Origin of the sequence: Pseudomonas sp. NPDC089406, from assembly GCF_044900265.1 — a bacterium.
Lineage (GTDB): Bacteria > Pseudomonadota > Gammaproteobacteria > Pseudomonadales > Pseudomonadaceae > Aquipseudomonas > Aquipseudomonas fakonensis.
In genome coordinates this window covers 39,664-58,531 of sequence record NZ_JBJDNC010000020.1, presented here as the reverse complement: position 1 = coordinate 58,531, position 18,868 = coordinate 39,664, and the positions used below count along the sequence as shown (strand labels likewise).

The window sequence follows — 18,868 nt, the reverse complement described above, 5'->3', positions numbered from 1 at the left end:
TTCCGTTGACCGAGGTCACGCCTTGGTAACGAATTGTTTCTAGGATTGGAAACTCCCCCCAAGCGTCGATGCCTCGGAGCCCCCATGACAACGCCCTCGATGGTCAGCCAGGATGCCCTGACCCCGCGCGACTCCCGCCCGCACCTGTCCCAGCGCCCCGGCCGCGCCACCCTGGTGCTGTTCTTCGGCCTGCTGCTGGCGGGCCTGGCTTACACCTTCTACAGCCTCAAGCAGGACGTCAGCGCCAGCGGCACCATAGTCACCACGGTCACACCTTTCCTGTTGCTGGGCCTGGCGCTGCTGATCGCCTTGGGCTTTGAATTCGTCAACGGCTTCCACGATACCGCCAACGCCGTGGCCACGGTCATCTACACCCACTCGTTGCCGGCACCGGTGGCGGTGGTGTGGTCGGGCCTGTGCAACTTCCTCGGCGTGCTGCTTTCCAGCGGTGCGGTGGCATTTGGCATCATCGCCCTGCTGCCGGTGGAGCTGATTCTGCAGGTGGGCTCCACGGCGGGCTTCGCCATGGTGTTCTCGCTGCTGCTGGCGGCGATCATCTGGAACCTTGGCACCTGGTGGTTGGGGCTGCCGGCCTCGTCATCGCACACCCTGATCGGCTCGATCATCGGCGTGGGCGTGGCCAACGCCCTGATGCACGGGCGCGACGGCACCAGCGGGGTGGACTGGGGCCAGGCCAGCAAGGTGGGCTATGCCCTGCTGTTCTCGCCGCTGATCGGTTTCGCCTGCGCCGCCCTGCTGTTGCTGGCCCTGCGCGCCCTGGTCAAACGCCGCGAGCTGTACCAGGCCCCTGAGGGGCAGACTCCGCCGCCCTGGTGGATCCGCGGCGTGCTGATCCTCACCTGCACCGGGGTGTCGTTCGCCCATGGCTCCAACGACGGGCAAAAGGGCATGGGCTTGATCATGCTGATCCTGGTCGGCACCCTGCCGATGGCCTACGCCCTGAACAAGACCATGCCCAACGAGCAGGCCCTGCAGTTCTCGGCGGTAGCCGAGGTAACCCGCCAGGCCTTGGTACGCAGTGCACCGCAACCGGCAGTGGCCGACCCGCGCCAAACCCTGACAGCCTTCATCAACGAACCCAAGGCCAGCCCCGAGCTGGTACCCGCCCTGGCCGCACTCACCGGCATGATCGGTGAAGAGGTCAAAGGTTACGGCTCGCTCAAGCGCGTACCGGCCGAAGCCATGGCCAACGTGCGCAACGATATGTACTTGACCAGCGAAGTGATCCGCCTGCTCGACAAGCACAAGCTGGTGGCCTTCGACGCCGACACCGCCAACCACGTGCAACTGTTCAAGCGCCAACTGGACGATGCCACCCGCTACATCCCGCTGTGGGTCAAGGTGGCGGTGGCCATCGCCCTGGGGCTGGGCACCATGGTCGGCTGGAAGCGCATCGTGGTGACGGTGGGCGAGAAGATCGGCAAAACCCACCTGAGCTACGCCCAGGGCGCCTCGGCGGAGGTGGTGGCGATGTGCACCATTGGTGCGGCAGACATGTTCGGGTTGCCGGTATCCACCACCCACGTGCTCAGCTCGGGGGTGGCCGGCACCATGGTCGCCACGGGCTCGGGGCTGCAGCGGCGTACGCTGATCAACCTGCTGATGGCCTGGGTGCTGACCTTGCCGGCGGCGATGTTGCTGGCGGGGTGTTTGTATTGGGTGTTGAACCAGGTGTTCTGACCCCGCACAAAGCGCTGCAGATACCCTGTAGGAGCGGCCTTGTGTCGCGAAAGGGGCGCGAAGCGCCCCCGACGATCCTGCATGAGTCCGAGACTCTGGGGCCGCTTCGCGCCCCATCGCGACACAAGGCCGCTCCTACAAGTGCTGAAGCGATCACCCCGGGATCTTCAACCCGCGCTGCACCGCCGGGCGCTCGAGGAACCGCGCCAGCACCCGCTGTACTTCCTTGAACTCATCGAAACCCACCAGCTCACGGGCGTTGTAGCGCTCCACCAGGTTGCGCACCCAGGGGAAAATGGCGATATCGGCGATGCTGTACGCATCGACCATCCACTCACGGCCCTTCAGGTGCCGGTCCAGCACGCCGAGTAAACGCTTGGACTCGTTCACGTAGCGGTCACGCGGGCGCTTGTCCTCGTATTCCTTGCCGGCGAAGAAGTGGAAGAAACCCACCTGGCCGAACATCGGCCCGACGCCGCCCATCTGGAACATCAGCCACTGCAGGGTCTGGTAACGCTGGGCCGGGTCATGACTGAGCAGCTTGCCGCTTTTCTCGGCCAGGTACTGCAAAATCGCCCCGGACTCGAACAGCGCCAACGGTTGGCCACCCGGGCCGTCGGGGTCGAGGATGGCCGGGATCTTGTTGTTGGCGCTGAGCGAGATGAACTCCGGGCTGAGCTGGTCGTCGCTGTCGAAGCTGACCTTGTGCGCTTCATAGGGCAGGCCCAGCTCCTCGAGCATGATCGACACCTTGACCCCGTTGGGGGTCGCCAGCGAGTACAACTGCAGCCGCTCAGGGTGCTGCGCCGGCCATTTGCGGGTAATCGGGAAAGCAGACAGATCGGTCATGGGCGTGCCTTGGCAGTGGAAGGGCTACCACCTTACGGGCAAGCGGCTGGCCTGACCATCACCCAATCACGATGCCGCTCATCACCGCAGGGGAAGACCGCCTCGCCCACCTTGGCAAAACCATTGCGCTGGTAAAAACGGATGGCCCGGGCGTTGAGTTCGTTAACGGTCAAACGCACCGCGCCATGGGTGCGCGCCAGGGTCGCCTCCAGCAACTGCTGCGCCGCACCCTGGCCGTGGGCGACCGGCAGCACGTAGCAGCGGGAGATTTCCACCAGATGGTCGGCGGCGGCGATGCCCAGCTCGCCCGGAGCCAGGTCGAGCATGCTGTAGCCCAGCACCTGGCCGCCCTGCTCCACCACCAGCAAGCGCTTGTGCGGGTGCAGCAGGTGCTGCTGGAAATGCTCGGCTTGCAGGTGATGGGCGATGTAGTGCTGCAGCGCGGCCGGCGCGCTGTCGGGTGGGCTGGCCAGGGCGAAGGTGGCCTGGCCGACCTGGCTCAGGGCAGCACAGTCGGTGTGGCGGGCCGGGCGAATCTGGTAGGGCATGGCAACGTCCTGTCGGGCATCCGGGTGTCGCCCGACAATGCCAGCCCCACCCTGCAGGCGCAAGGCTCAGGCCGCGCCGTGGGCCTGTTGCTTGAGCCGTTCGGTATCGACCCGCACGAACACCGAATCGGCGCTGACGGTGAGCACATCGCCGGCCCAGACTTCGCAGATGACCCGGGTCTTGCGCCCCACCTCCCCTTCCACCCGCGCCTTGAGCAGCAACTCCACGCCCATGGGCGTGGGCTTGAGGTAGCTGAGGCCAAGCTGGCCGGTGACGCAGTCGATGCGCGGCAGGCTGCCGGGCTCGCGGCCTTCGGCGCGGTAGTGGTGGGCCATGGCGGTCCAGTTGGAGTGGCAGTCCACCAGCATGGCCAGCAGGCCGCCGTACACCAGCCCGGGCCAACCGATAAAGGCCGGGTCAGGACTGTGCCGGCACAGCAGGTGGATACCGTCGGCGTCCCAGTGGCTGTTCAGGTGCAGGCCGCTGGGGTGGGCACAGCCACAGCCATAGCAGGTGCCATCGGGGGCGGCGAGTTGTTGCAGGGAAAATGCGTGTTCGTTCATGGGCGCCCTTTTGCTTGTTGGAATTGGCAGGATGCTGAGGGTGGATCGTAGCGCCGCAAACGGGGTTCGTGAACACCTGACCAAACAAGCCAACTACCGCGGCATTAATTAACAAGCGCCAAAATAATAAACATCAAAACAATAATGCACTGATCTGGATCAATGTGCGGCTGCGCGCATCAATATAGCGCATTAATATTTTCAACTTCACCGAACTTGCATCTTTCGCATATAAATTGAATAGCCGTACAATAATGGCCGTGAGCCACTAACCAACAATAGCCACGCCTTATACCCCTCCTGCCACTACCTGCGAGGCCAGAAGCATGCTGACCAATGCACCGCTTCGTCTGAAGTTATTGTTGATCCTGTTGTTTCCCCTGCTGGGCTTTCTGGCACTGGCCGGCTTATACCTGGCCGATAACTACCGAACCCTGCGCGACATGGAAAGTACCGTCGCCGCCAGCCACACCGCGCAATCCCTGAGCCAGTTGATTACCCTGTTGCAACGTGAACGCGGCGCCAGCGGCGTGTTCATCGGCAGCCGCGGCAGCAGCATGGCCGAGCGCCTGGTGCAGTTGCGCAAGGACAGCGACACGGCGCTGGATGCGGTGCGTGGCCTGCCCACGGCAAAGCATGCCGATATCGCCCCCTTGCTGGCAGCACTCGACACCTTGGGCAGCTTGCGCGGGCAAGTCGACTCGCTGAGCATCGGCAGTGTCGACTCCGCCAGCCGCTACACCGAACTGATCAAGACCCTGATCGGTTATACCCAGTTACTGGAAAACCGCGTCAGTGATACTGCCGTGGTGCATGCATTGGGCGCACTCAACCAATTCATCGAATTGAAAGAGCGCGCCGGGCGTGAACGGGTGATATTGGGCCTGGCCTTCAACCAGGACCATTTCGACGCCACGCTGCTGTCGCGCTTCAGCCGCAACCTGGGTGAGTTTTCGGCCTATGCCGACGGTTTCCAGCGCAAGGCACCGGCGGCCATCCTCAGCCAGTTCCAGCAAAGCCTGCAGAGCACCGCCACCCGTGAGGTGGCCAAGTTGCAAAGTTTGGCCGTGGAAATACCGCTGGGCCAACCACTGGGTATCAAGCCCGAAGCCTGGTTCGAGACCGCCACCCGGCGCATCGACCAGATGAGCGACATCGAACAGGCCCTGGCGGAAAACGTCGGCACGCTGGCCCTCGAGGCCCGCGGCCAGGCCAGCCAGGCATTGTGGCTGACCCTGGCCGGCACCCTGCTGGCCCTGGCCATGGTGGCGCTGCTGTCGTGGCTGATCATCGCCAGCATCGGCAAGGCGGTGAACGACATCAACGCCGCCCTCGACGGCCTGGCCCGCCGCGACCTCACCGCACGCGCCGCTTACCACAGCAAGGACGAGTTCGGCCAGATCGCAGGCAACCTCAACCGCATGGCCAGCGAGCTGGCCGAGATCGTGCGCGAGATCGGCAGCGCCACCGCCCAGGTGGCCACGGCCGCCGAGGAGTCTTCGGCGGTAACCCAGCAGACCAGCCGCAGCGTCGAGCAGCAGCGCCAGAGCACCGAGCTTGTGGCCACCGCCATCAACCAGATGAGCGCCACGGTGCGCGAGGTGGCGCAGAGCACCACCGATGCCGCCAGCCTGTCCCAGCAGATTCACACCAGCAGCGCCGAGGGGCGCGCCGAGGTGCAAGGCACCATCACGCTGATTCACGAACTATCGACCCAGGCCGAGCAAACTGCGGCGATCATCGACGACCTCAAGCGCGAGAGCGATGCCATCTCGTCGGTGTTGGATGTGATACGCGGCATCGCCGAGCAGACCAACCTGCTGGCGCTGAACGCGGCCATCGAGGCGGCCCGGGCCGGCGACCATGGCCGGGGTTTTGCGGTGGTGGCGTCGGAGGTGCGTACCCTGGCGCAGCGCACCCAGGAGTCCACCGGCAATATCCAGCAGATGATCAGCAACCTGCAGGCCGGCTCCGAGCGCGCCAGCAGCTCGATGCTGGAAACCCTGGGCAAGGCGCAGTCCGGCGCCAGCCGTATTGGTAGAGCCGGTGAGTTGCTGGCCTCGATCACCGAGGGGGTGGCGCGGATCAGCGACCGCAACATCCAGATTGCCTCGGCGGCCGAGGAACAAAGCGCGGTGTCGGAGGATATCAACCGCAACGTCAACGAGATCAACGACCTGGTGATTCAGGTAAGTGCCGGCGCGCAGCAGACGGCGGTCACCAGCCAGGAGCTGGCGCGCCTGGCGGAACATCAGCAGCAGTTGGTGGGACGGTTCCGTACGGGGTGAGGTTGACTAGGGCTGCCTTGCAGCCCTTCGCGGGTAAACCCGCTCCCACAGGCTCGTGCAAAACCTGTGGGAGCGGGTTTACCCGCGAAGGGCCGCAACGCGGCCCAGCTTCTATTAGACAGCCTGCACCGCACCCACCTTGCCCCGCCGCTGGGTCAACGACACCAGCAGGATGAACAGCGTCACCCCGGCAGTCATCAGCGTCTCGTAGCGGTAGGCGTCACTGAACAGCATGTAGCCCAGCACCATCACGATGGTGCCGATCACCAGCCAGGTGAGCCACGGGAACAGCCACATTTTCAGCTCCGGCGTGCGCCCTTCACGCTCGGCGCGGGCACGCATGCGCAGTTGTGACACGGCAATCACCAGGTACACCAGCAGCGCAATCGCGCCGGTGGTGGACAGCAAAAAGCCGAACACCTTGCCGGGGAACACGTAGTTCACCAGGCACCCGGCAAAGCCGGCCAGGGTCGAGAAGATCACTGCCACAGTCGGCACGCCAGCCCCGGAAATACGCTTGGTCATGCGCAGCGCCTGGCCACGGGCCCCCAGCGAATAGAGCATGCGCGAGGCGGTGTACAACCCCGAGTTCATGCAGCTGGTCACCGCCACCAGCACCACGATATCCACCAGCAGCTTGGCGCCGGGCACGTTGAGCACCTCAAGCACACGCTGGAACGAACCGACCGCCTTGAGCTGCGGGTCGTTCCAGGCCACCAGCGACACCACCAGGAAGATCGACGCCAGGTAGAAGATGGCGATGCGGTACACCACAAGGTTGGTGGCGCGGCGAATCTTGTCTTTCGGGTTGGCGGTTTCATCGGCGGCGATGGTGACGATCTCGGCACCGAAGAACGAGAAGATGGTGATCAACACGCCGCCAAGCACGGTGCCAAAGCCGTTGGGCATGAACCCGCCGCTTTCCCACAGGCGGCTGACGCCGGACACCTCGGCCAGCGGCCAGAAGCCGAATACCGCCAGGCTGCAGACCACAATGAAGGCGATGATCGCCACCACCTTGACCAGCGCGAACCAGTACTCGAAGGCGCCGAAGTTCTTCACGCTGACCAGGTTGGTGCCCGACAGCACCAGCATGATCAGGAAGGCGAACAGCCACGACGGCACCGCCGGAAAGTAGGCGTGCAGAATGTCGGCACCGGCGATGGCCTCGACCGGGATGATCAGCACCCAGAACCACCAGTACAGCCAGCCGATGGTAAAGCCTGCCCAGGGCCCGATGGCCTCGGAGGCGTAGGTGGAAAACGAGCCGCTGTTGGGGTTGGCGATGGCCATTTCGCCGAGCATGCGCATCACCAGCAGCACCAGCAGGCCGGTCATGGCGTAGGAGATGAGAATCGCCGGGCCGGCGGTGGCGATGGCGTTGGACGAGCCGATGAACAACCCGGCGCCGATGATGCCGGCGATGGAAATCATCGACACCTGACGGGAGGTCAGGCCGTGTTGCAGGGAACGCTGTTTCTTGTTGTTGGGCGATACCATGGGGAACCCTCGAATGGGTCGGCCGTTGCAATGACGGCTGAAAGTTGAAGCAGAATTCGCAAAGTGTGAGTTGCTCTTTGTTGTTCTTGTTGAATGCCGGTTGCGCGATTGCCCTCCTCTTCGCAAACCCGGTTGAAATCATTGACCTTGGTCAGTATTAATCTATGAGGGCGGGTCGACAAAACGACCTTTTCGAAGCACATCATTCTAAAAAAGAATGAACTCCTTCCTTTTTCGCGGGGTTGAACCACTGCCATGTCCAAACGCCTGATGCCCTCCACCACCGCCCTGCAGTGCTTCGAGGCCGCGGCCAGGCACCTGAGCTTCACCCGCGCCGCGCAAGAGCTGCACCTGACCCAGAGCGCGGTGAGCAAGCAGGTGGCGCAGCTTGAGGACATGCTTGCCCACCCGCTGTTCCAGCGCATTCGCCGGCGCCTGCACCTGACCCCGGCCGGCGCGCTGTACCTCACCGAGGTGAACAAGATCCTCACCCAGATCGACATCTCCAGCCGCTACATCCTCAGCTACGGCGACGAGACCGAGGTGCTGCGCATCGCCACCCAACCAACCTTCGGCGCGCGCTGGCTGGTGCCGCGGCTGAAGGGTTTCGGCGAACGCTATCCGCGTATTCACCTGGATATTCGCAACGAACTGGAGCCGTTCGACCTGGTGCAGGCCAAGGCCGATATCGCATTCTTTTTCGGCCAGGGCACCTGGCCGGGGGCCACCTGCATCGAGCTGTTCAGCGAGGAGGTGGTGCCGGTGTGCGCGCCGGCGCTGCTGGCCCGCCAGCGCTTTGCCAGCGCCGAAGCCTTGACCGAACACCGCCTGCTGCAGTGCGCCTCGCGCCCGGAGGCCTGGCACGAGTGGTTCCTGGGGCTTGGCTTGCACAGCCAGAACAGCTACCACGGGCCGCGCTTCGACACGTTCTACCTGTGCATCCGCGCCGCCATCGCCGGGTGCGGCATTGCGCTGATTCCGCGCTACCTGGTGGCTGAGGAGCTCGCCGAAAGCAAGCTGGTGGTGGCCTGGGACCACCCGGTGGCGAGCAATGGCCGGCACTTCATGGCCCATGCCGAGCATGCCGCCGAGGTGCCCAAGGTGCGGGCGTTCGTGCAGTGGATTCGTGAGCGGGTGGCCGAGGAAGGCTAACGGTCAGCAGCCCCCTGTAGGAGCCGGCTTGCCGGCGATGAGGCCCTGACAGGCGATTGGTGGCACCGGCTGCGCCGGTGATCGCCGGCAAGCCGGCTCCTACAGGAATGTGCACACATCGCGAATTGGAGGAATGATCGCAATCCAATAATTCGTTTGCGGAATATACACGCGACACGCTTGGATATTGCCCATATTCGAACAACAGGCCGCGTGCAAATGACCCCGGACAGTATCAGCCAATCCATTGCCATCGTTCACCCCATTACACTTTCCCACGGCCGCAACGCCGAAGTGTGGGACACCACCGGCAAACGCTACATCGACTTCGTCGGCGGTATCGGCGTACTCAACCTGGGCCATTGCAACCCGGCGGTGGTGGCGGCCATCCAGCAGCAGGCCACGCGCCTGACCCACTACGCCTTCAACGCCGCACCCCATGGCCCGTACCTTGAGCTGATGGCGCAGTTGTGCCAGTTCGTGCCGGTGGGTTACCCGCTGGCCGGCATGCTCACCAACAGCGGTGCGGAAGCGGCGGAGAACGCCCTGAAAGTGGCCCGTGGCGCCACTGGCAAACGGGCCATCGTCGCCTTCGACGGCGCCTTCCATGGCCGCACCCTGGCCACCCTCAACCTCAACGGCAAGGTTGCGCCGTACAAGCAGCGGGTGGGTGAACTGCCGGGCCCGGTTTACCACTTGCCCTACCCCGGTGCCGACACCGGGGTCAGCGGCGAGCAGGCGCTCAAGGCCATGGAGCGGCTGTTCAGCGTAGAGTTGGCGGTGGAGGACGTGGCGGCGTTCATCTTCGAGCCGGTACAGGGCGAAGGCGGCTTCCTGGCCATGGACCCGGCCTTCGCCCAGGCACTGCGGCGCCTCTGCGACGAGCACGGCATCCTGATCATCATCGACGAGATCCAGTCCGGCTTTGGCCGCACCGGGCAACGCTTCGGCTTCCCGCGCCTGGGCATCGAGCCGGACCTGCTGCTGCTGGCCAAGAGTATCGCCGGCGGCATGCCGTTGGGGGCCCTGGTCGGGCGCCAGGAGCTGATGGCGGCCCTGCCCAAAGGCGGCCTGGGCGGCACCTATTCGGGCAACCCGATCGCCTGTGCAGCGGCGCTGGCGAGCCTTGCGCAGATGACCGATGAAAACCTCGCCACCTGGGGTGAACGCCAGGAGCAGGCGATCACCGCGCGTCATGCACGCTGGAAGGCTTCTGGGGTGTGCAGCTACCTGGGGCGCCTGACCGGGGTTGGCGCCATGCGCGGCATCGAACTGGTGAATGCCGATGGCAGCCCGGCACCGGCACAACTGGCCAAGGTGCTGGAGGCCGCAAGGGCCAAGGGGCTGCTGCTGATGCCCAGCGGCAAGGCGCGGCACATCATTCGCCTGCTGGCACCGCTGACCATCGAACCTGCCGTGCTCGAGGAAGGGCTGGATATCCTCGAGCAGTGCCTGGCGGAGCTGAGTTGAGGGTTACAGGCCCAGCTCTTCAGGGGTGAGCATGTCGCATTCGAAGGCGATCCAGCCGCCTTCGAGCTCGGCGTGGCCGTTGACGATCGGGCCGTAGTAGGTGAGGCCGTTCTCGAGGGTGACGCAGATGTGCGTGGCGGATTTTTCCGGGGCTGCGAGGGTTCCGACGAAATGCACCTTCTTCAGGGTTTCGGTCACCGCCTCCAGGCCCACGCGCTGGTTGGTGTTTTCCGAGGCCTCGGTGTCGCCGCCACGGTCTTCGCAGCTGACGGTCACGGTGGCGATGTAGGGGTACTTGGTGCTCAAGCGGGGTTACCTCGGGGGTTCTGGGGCTGGAAATGGCGTAAGGGTACGGCAGACGCCCGGCGTTGTCTCTAGCGGCCCGATCGCAGACCGGCCTGCAACAGGTGATCTGCATGCCCCGATCTGTTAGGGTGCCCGCCGATGCATGCCCCACCACGCGAGGATACCGAGTGAGCGCCGAACAACCCCTGATCGCCGACCTGTTCGAGGTCGACAAACGCCTGACCCTCAAGCCCGTCGTGGACTTCAACAACTACTTGCGCAACGCCTTCGGCGAAGGCCCGTGCCGCTGCCACCGCTGTGTCGAGGGCGCCGGTGACGAAAGCAGCTACAGCCACCGCCACACCTTCGAGCTGGAAGGCCGCACCCTGAACCGGCGCTTCGCCAACACCGCCGGCAGCGACGTGCTGCTGGTGCTGAAGAAGGCCTGGCTGTCGTACACCAAGCACGACCTGATCACCGTGGGTGCGCTGGACATGGCCACCCTGCTGTCTTTCACCGACGCGGCCCTGCACGAACGCCTGCTGGCGCTGCTGCCGGCCAGCGGCCTGGCCCGCGAGAGCGAAGGCCAGTGGCAGTTGCAGGTGCAGGCCGACTGACCCCCCCTTGTAGGAGCGGCCTTGTGTCGCGAAAGGGCTGCGCAGCAGCCCCGGCGATTTCGCATGATGCCGAAAATCTGGGGCCGCTTCGCAGCCCTTTCGCGACACAAGGCCGCTCCTACAAACGATCGCGTCCCCCTGCAGCGGACAGTCCCCCGGCAGGATTCTCCCCCTCTGCTACCTTGGGAGAACCCTCACCCGCAGGTGACCCGCCATGGCCCGCACCACGCCCATCGAGCTGTACCGCAACATCGGCATCGTCGCCCACGTCGACGCCGGCAAGACCACCACCACCGAACGCATCCTGTTCTACACCGGGGTCAACCACAAGATGGGCGAGGTGCACGACGGCGCCGCGACCATGGACTGGATGGCCCAGGAACAGGAACGCGGCATCACCATCACCTCGGCGGCCACCACCGCGTTCTGGCAGGGCTCGACCAAGCAGTTCGAGCACAAGTACCGCTTCAACATCATCGACACCCCCGGCCACGTCGACTTCACCATTGAAGTGGAACGCTCGCTGCGCGTGCTCGATGGCGCGGTGGTGGTGTTCAGTGGCGCCGACGGCGTCGAGCCGCAGTCCGAGACGGTGTGGCGCCAGGCCAACAAGTACCATGTGCCGCGCCTGGCCTACATCAACAAGATGGACCGCCAGGGCGCGGATTTTTTGCGGGTGGTCAAGCAGATCGACCAGCGCCTGGGCCACCACCCGGTGCCCATCCAGCTGGCCATCGGCAGCGAAGAGAACTTCATCGGCCAGATCGACCTGGTGAAGATGAAAGCCATCTACTGGAACGACGCCGACAACGGCACCAGCTACCGCGAAGAACCCATCCCCGCCGAGCTGCAGGCCCTGGCGGACGAGTGGCGTGCGCACATGGTGGAAGCTGCGGCCGAAGCCGATGACGAGCTGACCCTGAAGTTTCTCGACGGCGAGGAGCTTACGGTCGATGAAATCAAGGCCGCCCTGCGCAAGCGCACCATCGCCAACGAAATCGTGCCCACCATTCTCGGCTCGTCGTTCAAGAACAAGGGCGTGCCGCTGATGCTGGATGCGGTGATCGACTACCTGCCCGCCCCGTCGGAAATCCCGGCGATCAAGGGCACCGACCCGGACGATGAAGACAAGCACCTGGAACGCCACGCCGACGACAAGGAGCCGTTCTCGGCGCTGGCCTTCAAGATTGCCACCGACCCGTTCGTCGGCACCCTCACCTTTGCCCGGGTGTATTCCGGCGTGCTCAGTTCGGGCAACGCGGTGCTCAACTCGGTCAAGGGCAAGAAGGAGCGCATCGGCCGCATGGTGCAGATGCACGCCAACCAGCGCGCCGAGATCAAGGACGTATGCGCCGGCGACATCGCTGCACTGATCGGCATGAAGGATGTCACCACCGGCGACACCCTGTGCGACATGGACAAGCCGATCATCCTCGAACGCATGGACTTCCCCGACCCGGTGATTTCGGTGGCGGTAGAACCGAAGACCAAGGCCGACCAGGAGAAGATGGGCATCGCCCTGGGCAAGCTGGCCCAGGAAGACCCCTCGTTCCGCGTGCGCACCGACGAAGAGACCGGGCAGACCATCATCTCCGGCATGGGCGAGTTGCACCTGGACATCATCGTCGACCGCATGCGCCGCGAATTCAACGTCGAGGCCAATATCGGCAAACCCCAGGTGGCCTACCGCGAGAAGATCCGCAACACCTGCGAGATCGAGGGGCGCTTCGTGCGCCAGTCCGGCGGGCGCGGCCAGTACGGCCACTGCTGGATTCGCTTCGCCCCGGGCGATGAGGGCAAGGAGGGCCTGGAGTTCATCAACGAGATCGTTGGCGGCGTGGTACCGCGCGAGTACATCCCGGCGATTCAAAAAGGCATCGAGGAGCAGATGAAGAACGGCGTGCTGGCCGGCTACCCGCTGATCAACCTCAAGGCGGCGGTGTTCGACGGCTCGTACCACGACGTCGACTCCAACGAAATGGCCTACAAGATCGCCGCCTCCATGGCCACCAAGCAGCTGTCGCAAAAAGGCGGCGCGGTGCTGCTGGAGCCGGTGATGAAGGTCGAGGTGGTCACGCCTGAAGAGTACCAGGGCGACATTCTCGGCGACCTGAGCCGGCGCCGGGGGATGATCCAGGACGGCGACGAGACCCCGGCCGGCAAGGTGATCCGCGCCGAGGTGCCGCTGGGCGAGATGTTCGGCTATGCCACCTCGATGCGTTCGATGACCCAGGGGCGGGCGAGTTTTTCGATGGAGTTCACCCGCTATGCCGAGGCGCCGGCCAGCATTGCCGATGCCATCGTCAAGAAGAACCGCGGGGAACCCTAGACCGCACGCCCTGTAGGAGCGGCCTTGTGTCGCGAAAGGGCTGCAGAGCAGCCCCGGCAGTGTTGCAGGTGACGTAAATCATGGGGCCGCTGCGCGCCCCATCGCGACACAAGGCCGCTCCTACAGGGATCGCGTTCGCAGCTACAGAAATCAGTGCTGCTCGCCCGCCCGCTTGAGCAGCTTCTTGCAGCGCTCCGACAAGTGCACCACCCGCAGGTGCTTGCCGGCCTTGGCATAGCGCTCACGCAAGGTTTTCAACGCAGCCACCGCCGAATAATCGACAAAGCTCAGGTGCTGGCAATCCAGGGTCACCTTGGCCGGGTCGCCCGCCGGGTCGAACTGGTTCAAAAATGGCGTGGTCGAGGCAAAGAAAAGCGTGCCATGCACCTGGTAGTGCTTGCTACCCTCGGCGTCTTCATGGCTGTCGGCATACAGCTCGCGCGCGTGCTGCCAGGCAAAGTTCACCGCCGCGATGACGATGCCGAACAGCACCGCCGTGGCCAGGTCGGTGAACACCGTCACCACGGTGACCGCGATGATCGCCAGCACATCGCTGACCGGCACCTTGTGCAGCACCCGCAACGAGGCCCAGGCAAAGGTCTGCTGGGCCACCACGAACATCACCCCCACCAGCGCCGCCAGCGGAATGCGCTCGATCAGCGGCGACAGGAACAACACGAACAGCAGGATCATCACCCCCGCCACCACACCCGACAGCCGGCCACGGCCATTGGAGCTGAGGTTGATCACCGTCTGGCCGATCATCGCGCAGCCGCCCATGCCGCCGCACAAGCCCGAAACCATGTTCGCAGCGCCCAGCGCGACACATTCGCGGTCCGGGAAGCCGCGGCTTTCGGTGATCTCGTCGGTGAGGTTGAGGGTGAGCAGGGTTTCCAGCAGGCCGACCATGGCCATCAGCACCGCATACGGGGCGATGATTTTCAGGGTTTCCAGGTTCCACGGGATGTCCGGCAGCGCCAGCCCCGGCAGGCCGCCGGCGATGTGCGCCATGTCACCCAGGGTGCGGGTGGGCAGGCCGAGCAGGTACACCAGCAGGCCGACACCGAGAATCGCCACCAGCGCCGGCGGCACCGCGCGGGTGAGCTTCGGCAGCACGTAGACCACCAGCATGGTCAGCGCCACCAGGCCGAGCATCAGGTACAGCGGCGCACCGCTGAGCCAGTGCTCGCCATCCTTGAAGTGCTCCAGCTGCGCCAGGGCAATGACGATGGCCAGGCCGTTGACGAAGCCGAGCATCACCGGGTACGGCACCAGGCGCACCAATTTGCCCAGGCGCAGCACGCCGAACAGGATCATCACCACCCCGCCCAGCAGCACCGTGGCCAGCAGGTACTGGGCACCGTGCTGCACCACCAGGGCTACGATCACCACCGCCATGGAGCCGGCAGCGCCGGAGATCATCCCCGGGCGGCCGCCGAACAGCGCGGTCAGGGTGCAGATGATGAAGGCGCCGTACAGGCCCATCAGCGGGTTGAGGTGCGCCACCAGGGCGAAGGCGATGCACTCGGGCACCAGGGCGAACGAGGTGGTGAGGCCGGCAAGCAGGTCGGCGCGTAGGCGAGCGGGTTTCATTGAAGTCCTGAAAAATGGTGCAAAAGCTGTATCCCTGTAGGAGCGGGCTTGCCCGCGATAGCGTCGGCAGGGCCAATCTCGCCGCCTGATCAGACGCCATCGCGGGCAAGCCCGCTCCTACAGGGGCCGGGGCAAATCGGGCGGTGGGCGATGTTACGGAATTTGTCTGACAGCAGCCACCGCGCATTCATTCACACCCTTGTGATTCACACCCGGCAAGATGCTGACAAATTTGCCATCATGAGCATTCCACCCGCGGAGATCATGGACATGCCGCTACGCCCCCTCTTCGCCTCGCTGCTGCTGGCCGCCAGCCTGACCGCCCAGGCAGCCACCGAGGTCATCCCCCTGCAACACCGCGCCAGCACCGAGCTGCTGCCCGCTGCCCAGTCGTTCATCGGCAAGGACGGCACGGTCAGCACCTTCGAGGACAAGCTGATCGTCAACGCCCCGCAGCAACGCATCGACGACCTGCGCGCCCTGCTGCAGCAGCTCGACACCGCGCCCAAGCGCCTGCTGATCAGCGTCGACAACAACGACAGCAACTTCCAGGACAACCGCGGCAACGCGCGGATCATCCGCTACGGCACCGCCAACCGCGAGGGCGGCCTGCAGCAGGTACAGGCCAGCGAAGGTCAGCCGGCGCTGATCCAGGTGGGCCAGAGCGTGCCCATCACCAGCACCTCCACCGACGGTTACGGGCGCATGCAAAGCAACACCGAATACCGCAACGTCACCCAGGGTTTCTACGTCACTCCGCGCCTGAGCGGCGACACGGTTCGGCTGCAAATAAGCACCAATAATGACCGAATGAGCCAGGAACGTCCGGATGTAGTGAAAGTGCAAAGTACCGACACAACGGTTACCGGGCGCCTTGGCGAGTGGATCACCCTGGCAGGGTTCAATCAGCAGAGCCAGGCCGAACGCAGCGCGTCAAGCCTGAGCTATAGCACCCAGCGCGGCGAAAACATGACATTGCGTGTCAAAGTCGACCTGGTGGACTGAATCCAGGCAATTCAAGGCCTCGACCCAAGGCCTTGAAACTGACCCGTGAGTCGCATTAGACCAAAGATGTAGTAACCACAAAAAAGCACTACAAAACATTTGACAGGGTGTTTTTGGCGAGGGCATGATGGCCTCGCTCCCGCTAATCAGAGGCCCTGGCAAGGGTCTTCGGAGCGCCCTCCCAATACCCGCGGAGGCGCTTCGTGTCCATACGGCCCACAAGGCTGTGCGATGGGGTTGCGACTGCAACGAAGAAGTTGTCCCGAGGGACGGAAGCGCATCACCGCAGTACCGGCAACCGCGTCGCACCGCAGCACGGCATCCACGAGCCAACCTGCTGGGCACAGCTACGCCTGGGCTGCACACCCTTCCCCTTCGAGCCTTCTGCGTAAAGCAGCGCAACCTCCGGCCAGCCGCCAGGCACTCTGAGCCGCGTATCCGAGCATCAGCACAATTATTCTCAAGATCGATGCGACGAGGTTTATTTCCATGGCACTGACACGCGAACAGCAAATTGCAGCCCTCGAGAAAGACTGGGCCGAGAACCCGCGCTGGAAAGGCGTGACCCGTACCTACACCGCCGCCGATGTCGTTCGCCTGCGTGGCTCCCTGCAGCCGGAGCACACCCTGGCCCGCCAGGGCGCAGAGAAACTGTGGAAGCTGGTCACCCAAGGTGCCCACCCGTCCTTCCGCCCTGAAAAAGATTTCGTCAACTGCATGGGCGCCCTGACCGGCGGCCAGGCCGTGCAACAGGTCAAGGCCGGTATCCAGGCCATCTACCTGTCGGGCTGGCAGGTGGCCGCCGACAACAACTCGGCCGAGTCCATGTACCCCGACCAGTCGCTGTACCCGGTCGACTCGGTACCGACCGTGGTCAAGCGCATCAACAACTCGTTCCGCCGCGCCGACCAGATCCAGTGGAAAGCCGGCAAGAACCCGGGCGACGCTGGCTACATCGACTACTTCGCACCCATCGTGGCTGACGCCGAAGCCGGCTTCGGCGGCGTACTGAACGCCTACGAGCTGATGAAGAACATGATCGAAGCGGGCGCCGCCGGCGTGCACTTCGAAGACCAGCTGGCCTCGGTGAAAAAATGCGGCCACATGGGCGGCAAGGTACTGGTACCAACGCAAGAAGCGGTGCAAAAACTGGTCGCCGCCCGCCTGGCGGCCGACGTTGCCGGCGTGCCGACCATCATCCTGGCCCGTACCGACGCCAACGCCGCTGACCTGTTGACCAGCGACTGCGACCCGTACGACCAGCCGTTCGTGATTGGCGAACGTACCCGTGAAGGCTTCTACAAGGTACGCGCCGGCCTCGACCAGGCCATCTCCCGCGGCCTGGCCTACGCGCCGTACGCCGACCTGATCTGGTGCGAAACCGCCAAGCCCGACCTGGACGAGGCCCGCCGCTTCGCCGAGGCGATCAAGAAGGAATACCCGGACCAACTGCTGTCGTACAACTGCTCGCCGTCCTTCAACTGGAAGAAGAACCTGGACGACGCCACCATCGCCAAGTTCCAGCGCGAGCTGTCGGCCATGGGCTACAAGCACCAGTTCATCACCCTGGCCGGCATCCACAACATGTGGCACGGCATGTTCAACCTGGCGCACGACTACGCCCGCAACGACATGACCGCCTACGTGAAGCTGCAAGAGCAAGAGTTCGCCGACGCCAGCAAGGGCTACACCTTCGTGGCGCACCAGCAGGAAGTGGGCACCGGCTACTTCGACGACATGACCACCGTGATCCAGGGTGGCGCTTCGTCGGTGACTGCACTGACCGGTTCGACCGAGGAAGAGCAGTTCCACTGATAGTGGGTTGCGGTTGAGCAAGGCCCGGGGTTCGCGAGAATCCCGGGCCTTCTTCATTTTCAGGCAGAGCGCGATCCCCTGTAGGAGCGGCCTTGTGCCGCGAAAGGGCTGCGCAGCAGCCCCGGCGATCGTTGCGTCAACGCTGAAATCCCGGGGCCGCTTTGCGGCCCTTTCGCGGCACAAGGCCGCTCCTACAGGGGAACGCGTCGCACCGGCAAAATTGCAGATCAGGTCTATCCTTGTGGCAGCACAGCCAGCAAGGACCGCCCATGCCCCGTCCAAGCCACCTGCTCCTGATTGCCGTCGCCGCAGCCGCCCTCTATCTATATGCACTGGCCACCGGCAACACCCTGCTCGCCCTGCTGGCCAAACCCGTTCCGGTACTGGGCCTGATCGCCTGGCTGAGCACCTGCCCCGCCACCGCCTACCGCCGCTGGATCCTGATCGGCCTGGGCTTCTCGGTACTCGGCGACCTCCTGCTAGCCATCCCGAAGGACCTGTTCGTGTTCGGCCTGGCCGCGTTTCTGTGCGCCCACCTGGCCTACCTGCGCGGTTACTGCAGCCTCACCCTGCGCCCGGCCCTGCCGGCGCTGGCATTCGCCGTGCTGGTCGGCGGCGGCCTGTTCGGCCTGCTTGCCAGCCACGGGCTCGGCCCGCTGCTGATACCGGTGGCGCTGTACGCACTGGCCATCGGCACCATGCTTTGGCGCGCCCTGGCCTGCGGTGGTGTCGCGGCACTGGGTGCCTGCGCCTTCGTGTTCTCCGACAGCCTGATCGGCATCGACCGTTTCGTCAGCCCGTTCGCGGCAGCGCAGTACCTGATCATCCTCTTGTACTGGCTTGGCCAGTGGCTGATCGCCAGGTCCGCGAGCAGCGGCAAAACCGACAAAGCATTGACCCAGAGCGGTGCAGACAATTTGCGAAGCTGCTAGAACGAGACCTTTTCCCATTTGCAAGAGGGGCCAATCGCCAGTTGAACTTTGCAAGGCTCAGAACTGCTGAAAGAGTACAGCTCAAGCCAAATGATATTAATTATCATTACACAACTAAGCCGCCGTTACGCGAGGTAAGAAACATAATTAACAAAACCGCACGCAATGCCCGAAACTCAAGGGTTTCAGCCAGTTACGAACGGTTTTTGTTCTTAAACCT

Annotated in this window: 15 protein-coding genes and 1 pseudogene; 10 read left to right on the top strand and 6 right to left on the bottom strand. The window is 64.2% G+C overall.

What is annotated here, in order from left to right; genetic code table 11:
• Window positions 1-84 precede the first annotated feature (84 nt).
• Window positions 85-1,701, top strand: coding sequence for an inorganic phosphate transporter (locus ACI2KK_RS15645; protein ID WP_404669575.1), 1,617 nt, complete (start codon window positions 85-87; stop codon window positions 1,699-1,701).
• Window positions 1,702-1,854: 153 nt separating this feature from the next.
• On the opposite strand, the gene ACI2KK_RS15640 is transcribed toward ACI2KK_RS15645, so the two are convergent.
• The 3 genes from ACI2KK_RS15640 to ACI2KK_RS15630 all read right to left on the bottom strand — a co-directional run bounded on the left by ACI2KK_RS15640 (window position 1,855) and on the right by ACI2KK_RS15630 (window position 3,662).
• Window positions 1,855-2,550 carry a glutathione S-transferase N-terminal domain-containing protein gene (locus tag ACI2KK_RS15640; protein ID WP_404669574.1) on the bottom strand — a complete coding sequence of 232 codons (696 nt, stop codon included), beginning with the start codon at window positions 2,548-2,550 and terminating at the stop codon, window positions 1,855-1,857.
• A 32-nt stretch (window positions 2,551-2,582) separates the two neighbouring features.
• A complete protein-coding gene (locus tag ACI2KK_RS15635) occupies window positions 2,583-3,098 on the bottom strand; it encodes a GNAT family N-acetyltransferase (RefSeq protein WP_404669573.1) in 516 nt (171 codons plus the stop codon).
• A gap of 66 nt (window positions 3,099-3,164) precedes the next feature.
• Entirely contained in the window at window positions 3,165-3,662 is a 498-nt protein-coding gene (locus ACI2KK_RS15630; RefSeq protein ID WP_369987177.1) for a PaaI family thioesterase, read from the bottom strand.
• A gap of 326 nt (window positions 3,663-3,988) precedes the next feature.
• On the opposite strand from ACI2KK_RS15630, the pseudogene ACI2KK_RS15625 reads away from it, so the two are divergent.
• Together ACI2KK_RS15625 and ACI2KK_RS15620 are read left to right on the top strand one after the other, a co-directional pair.
• Window positions 3,989-5,089: pseudogene (locus ACI2KK_RS15625) on the top strand (nitrate- and nitrite sensing domain-containing protein); the annotation flags it as partial.
• The gene (locus tag ACI2KK_RS15620; protein WP_404669600.1) at window positions 5,084-5,950 is read left to right on the top strand and encodes a methyl-accepting chemotaxis protein; all 867 of its coding nucleotides are present in this window, start codon (window positions 5,084-5,086) and stop codon (window positions 5,948-5,950) included. The pseudogene ACI2KK_RS15625 and the gene ACI2KK_RS15620, both read left to right, overlap by 6 nt.
• 114 nt (window positions 5,951-6,064) lie before the next feature.
• On the opposite strand, the gene ACI2KK_RS15615 is transcribed toward ACI2KK_RS15620, so the two are convergent.
• Window positions 6,065-7,450 carry an amino acid permease gene (locus ACI2KK_RS15615; protein ID WP_404669572.1) on the bottom strand — a complete coding sequence of 462 codons (1,386 nt, stop codon included), beginning with the start codon at window positions 7,448-7,450 and terminating at the stop codon, window positions 6,065-6,067.
• Window positions 7,451-7,705: 255 nt separating this feature from the next.
• Between ACI2KK_RS15615 and gcvA the strand changes: the two genes are divergently transcribed.
• Both gcvA and ACI2KK_RS15605 read left to right on the top strand, forming a co-directional pair.
• Entirely contained in the window at window positions 7,706-8,602 is an 897-nt protein-coding gene (gene gcvA / locus ACI2KK_RS15610) for a transcriptional regulator GcvA (RefSeq protein ID WP_404669571.1), read from the top strand.
• A gap of 219 nt (window positions 8,603-8,821) precedes the next feature.
• A complete protein-coding gene (locus ACI2KK_RS15605; RefSeq protein WP_404669570.1) occupies window positions 8,822-10,072 on the top strand; it encodes an aspartate aminotransferase family protein in 1,251 nt (416 codons plus the stop codon).
• 3 nt (window positions 10,073-10,075) lie between these two features.
• On the opposite strand, the gene ACI2KK_RS15600 is transcribed toward ACI2KK_RS15605, so the two are convergent.
• Window positions 10,076-10,378, bottom strand: a complete 303-nt coding sequence (locus ACI2KK_RS15600) for a hypothetical protein (protein WP_217839344.1) — start codon at window positions 10,376-10,378, stop codon at window positions 10,076-10,078.
• Window positions 10,379-10,545: 167 nt separating this feature from the next.
• Between ACI2KK_RS15600 and ACI2KK_RS15595 the strand changes: the two genes are divergently transcribed.
• Both ACI2KK_RS15595 and fusA read left to right on the top strand, forming a co-directional pair.
• A complete protein-coding gene (locus ACI2KK_RS15595; RefSeq protein ID WP_404669569.1) occupies window positions 10,546-10,974 on the top strand; it encodes a hypothetical protein in 429 nt (142 codons plus the stop codon).
• A gap of 214 nt (window positions 10,975-11,188) precedes the next feature.
• The gene (fusA, locus tag ACI2KK_RS15590; RefSeq protein WP_404669568.1) at window positions 11,189-13,303 is read left to right on the top strand and encodes an elongation factor G; all 2,115 of its coding nucleotides are present in this window, start codon (window positions 11,189-11,191) and stop codon (window positions 13,301-13,303) included.
• Between the two features lie 150 nt (window positions 13,304-13,453).
• Here the strand turns inward: fusA and ACI2KK_RS15585 are convergent, their stop codons facing one another.
• Window positions 13,454-14,896, bottom strand: a complete 1,443-nt coding sequence (locus ACI2KK_RS15585) for a SulP family inorganic anion transporter (protein WP_404669567.1) — start codon at window positions 14,894-14,896, stop codon at window positions 13,454-13,456.
• 240 nt (window positions 14,897-15,136) lie between these two features.
• On the opposite strand from ACI2KK_RS15585, the gene ACI2KK_RS15580 reads away from it, so the two are divergent.
• From ACI2KK_RS15580 to ACI2KK_RS15570, 3 genes are all read left to right on the top strand, one after another.
• Window positions 15,137-15,901, top strand: coding sequence for a secretin N-terminal domain-containing protein (locus ACI2KK_RS15580; protein ID WP_369987184.1), 765 nt, complete (start codon window positions 15,137-15,139; stop codon window positions 15,899-15,901).
• A 489-nt stretch (window positions 15,902-16,390) separates the two neighbouring features.
• Complete coding sequence (gene aceA / locus ACI2KK_RS15575; RefSeq protein WP_404669566.1) at window positions 16,391-17,716, top strand: isocitrate lyase; 1,326 nt, start codon at window positions 16,391-16,393, stop codon at window positions 17,714-17,716.
• A 269-nt stretch (window positions 17,717-17,985) separates the two neighbouring features.
• Window positions 17,986-18,648, top strand: coding sequence for a lysoplasmalogenase (locus ACI2KK_RS15570; protein WP_404669565.1), 663 nt, complete (start codon window positions 17,986-17,988; stop codon window positions 18,646-18,648).
• The last annotated feature ends 220 nt before the right edge of the window (window positions 18,649-18,868 follow it).

What these genes read in the sequence shown, in the direction of transcription:
- ACI2KK_RS15645 (WP_404669575.1), top strand. Translation starts at nt 85, where the DNA reads ATGACAACGCCCTCGATGGTCAGCCAGGATGCCCTGACCCCGCGCGAC.
- ACI2KK_RS15640 (WP_404669574.1), bottom strand. Translation starts at nt 2,550, where the DNA reads ATGACCGATCTGTCTGCTTTCCCGATTACCCGCAAATGGCCGGCGCAG.
- ACI2KK_RS15635 (WP_404669573.1), bottom strand. Translation starts at nt 3,098, where the DNA reads ATGCCCTACCAGATTCGCCCGGCCCGCCACACCGACTGTGCTGCCCTG.
- ACI2KK_RS15630 (WP_369987177.1), bottom strand. Translation starts at nt 3,662, where the DNA reads ATGAACGAACACGCATTTTCCCTGCAACAACTCGCCGCCCCCGATGGC.
- ACI2KK_RS15620 (WP_404669600.1), top strand. Translation starts at nt 5,084, where the DNA reads ATGGCCAGCGAGCTGGCCGAGATCGTGCGCGAGATCGGCAGCGCCACC.
- ACI2KK_RS15615 (WP_404669572.1), bottom strand. Translation starts at nt 7,450, where the DNA reads ATGGTATCGCCCAACAACAAGAAACAGCGTTCCCTGCAACACGGCCTG.
- gcvA (WP_404669571.1), top strand. Translation starts at nt 7,706, where the DNA reads ATGTCCAAACGCCTGATGCCCTCCACCACCGCCCTGCAGTGCTTCGAG.
- ACI2KK_RS15605 (WP_404669570.1), top strand. Translation starts at nt 8,822, where the DNA reads ATGACCCCGGACAGTATCAGCCAATCCATTGCCATCGTTCACCCCATT.
- fusA (WP_404669568.1), top strand. Translation starts at nt 11,189, where the DNA reads ATGGCCCGCACCACGCCCATCGAGCTGTACCGCAACATCGGCATCGTC.
- ACI2KK_RS15585 (WP_404669567.1), bottom strand. Translation starts at nt 14,896, where the DNA reads ATGAAACCCGCTCGCCTACGCGCCGACCTGCTTGCCGGCCTCACCACC.
- ACI2KK_RS15580 (WP_369987184.1), top strand. Translation starts at nt 15,137, where the DNA reads ATGAGCATTCCACCCGCGGAGATCATGGACATGCCGCTACGCCCCCTC.
- aceA (WP_404669566.1), top strand. Translation starts at nt 16,391, where the DNA reads ATGGCACTGACACGCGAACAGCAAATTGCAGCCCTCGAGAAAGACTGG.
- ACI2KK_RS15570 (WP_404669565.1), top strand. Translation starts at nt 17,986, where the DNA reads ATGCCCCGTCCAAGCCACCTGCTCCTGATTGCCGTCGCCGCAGCCGCC.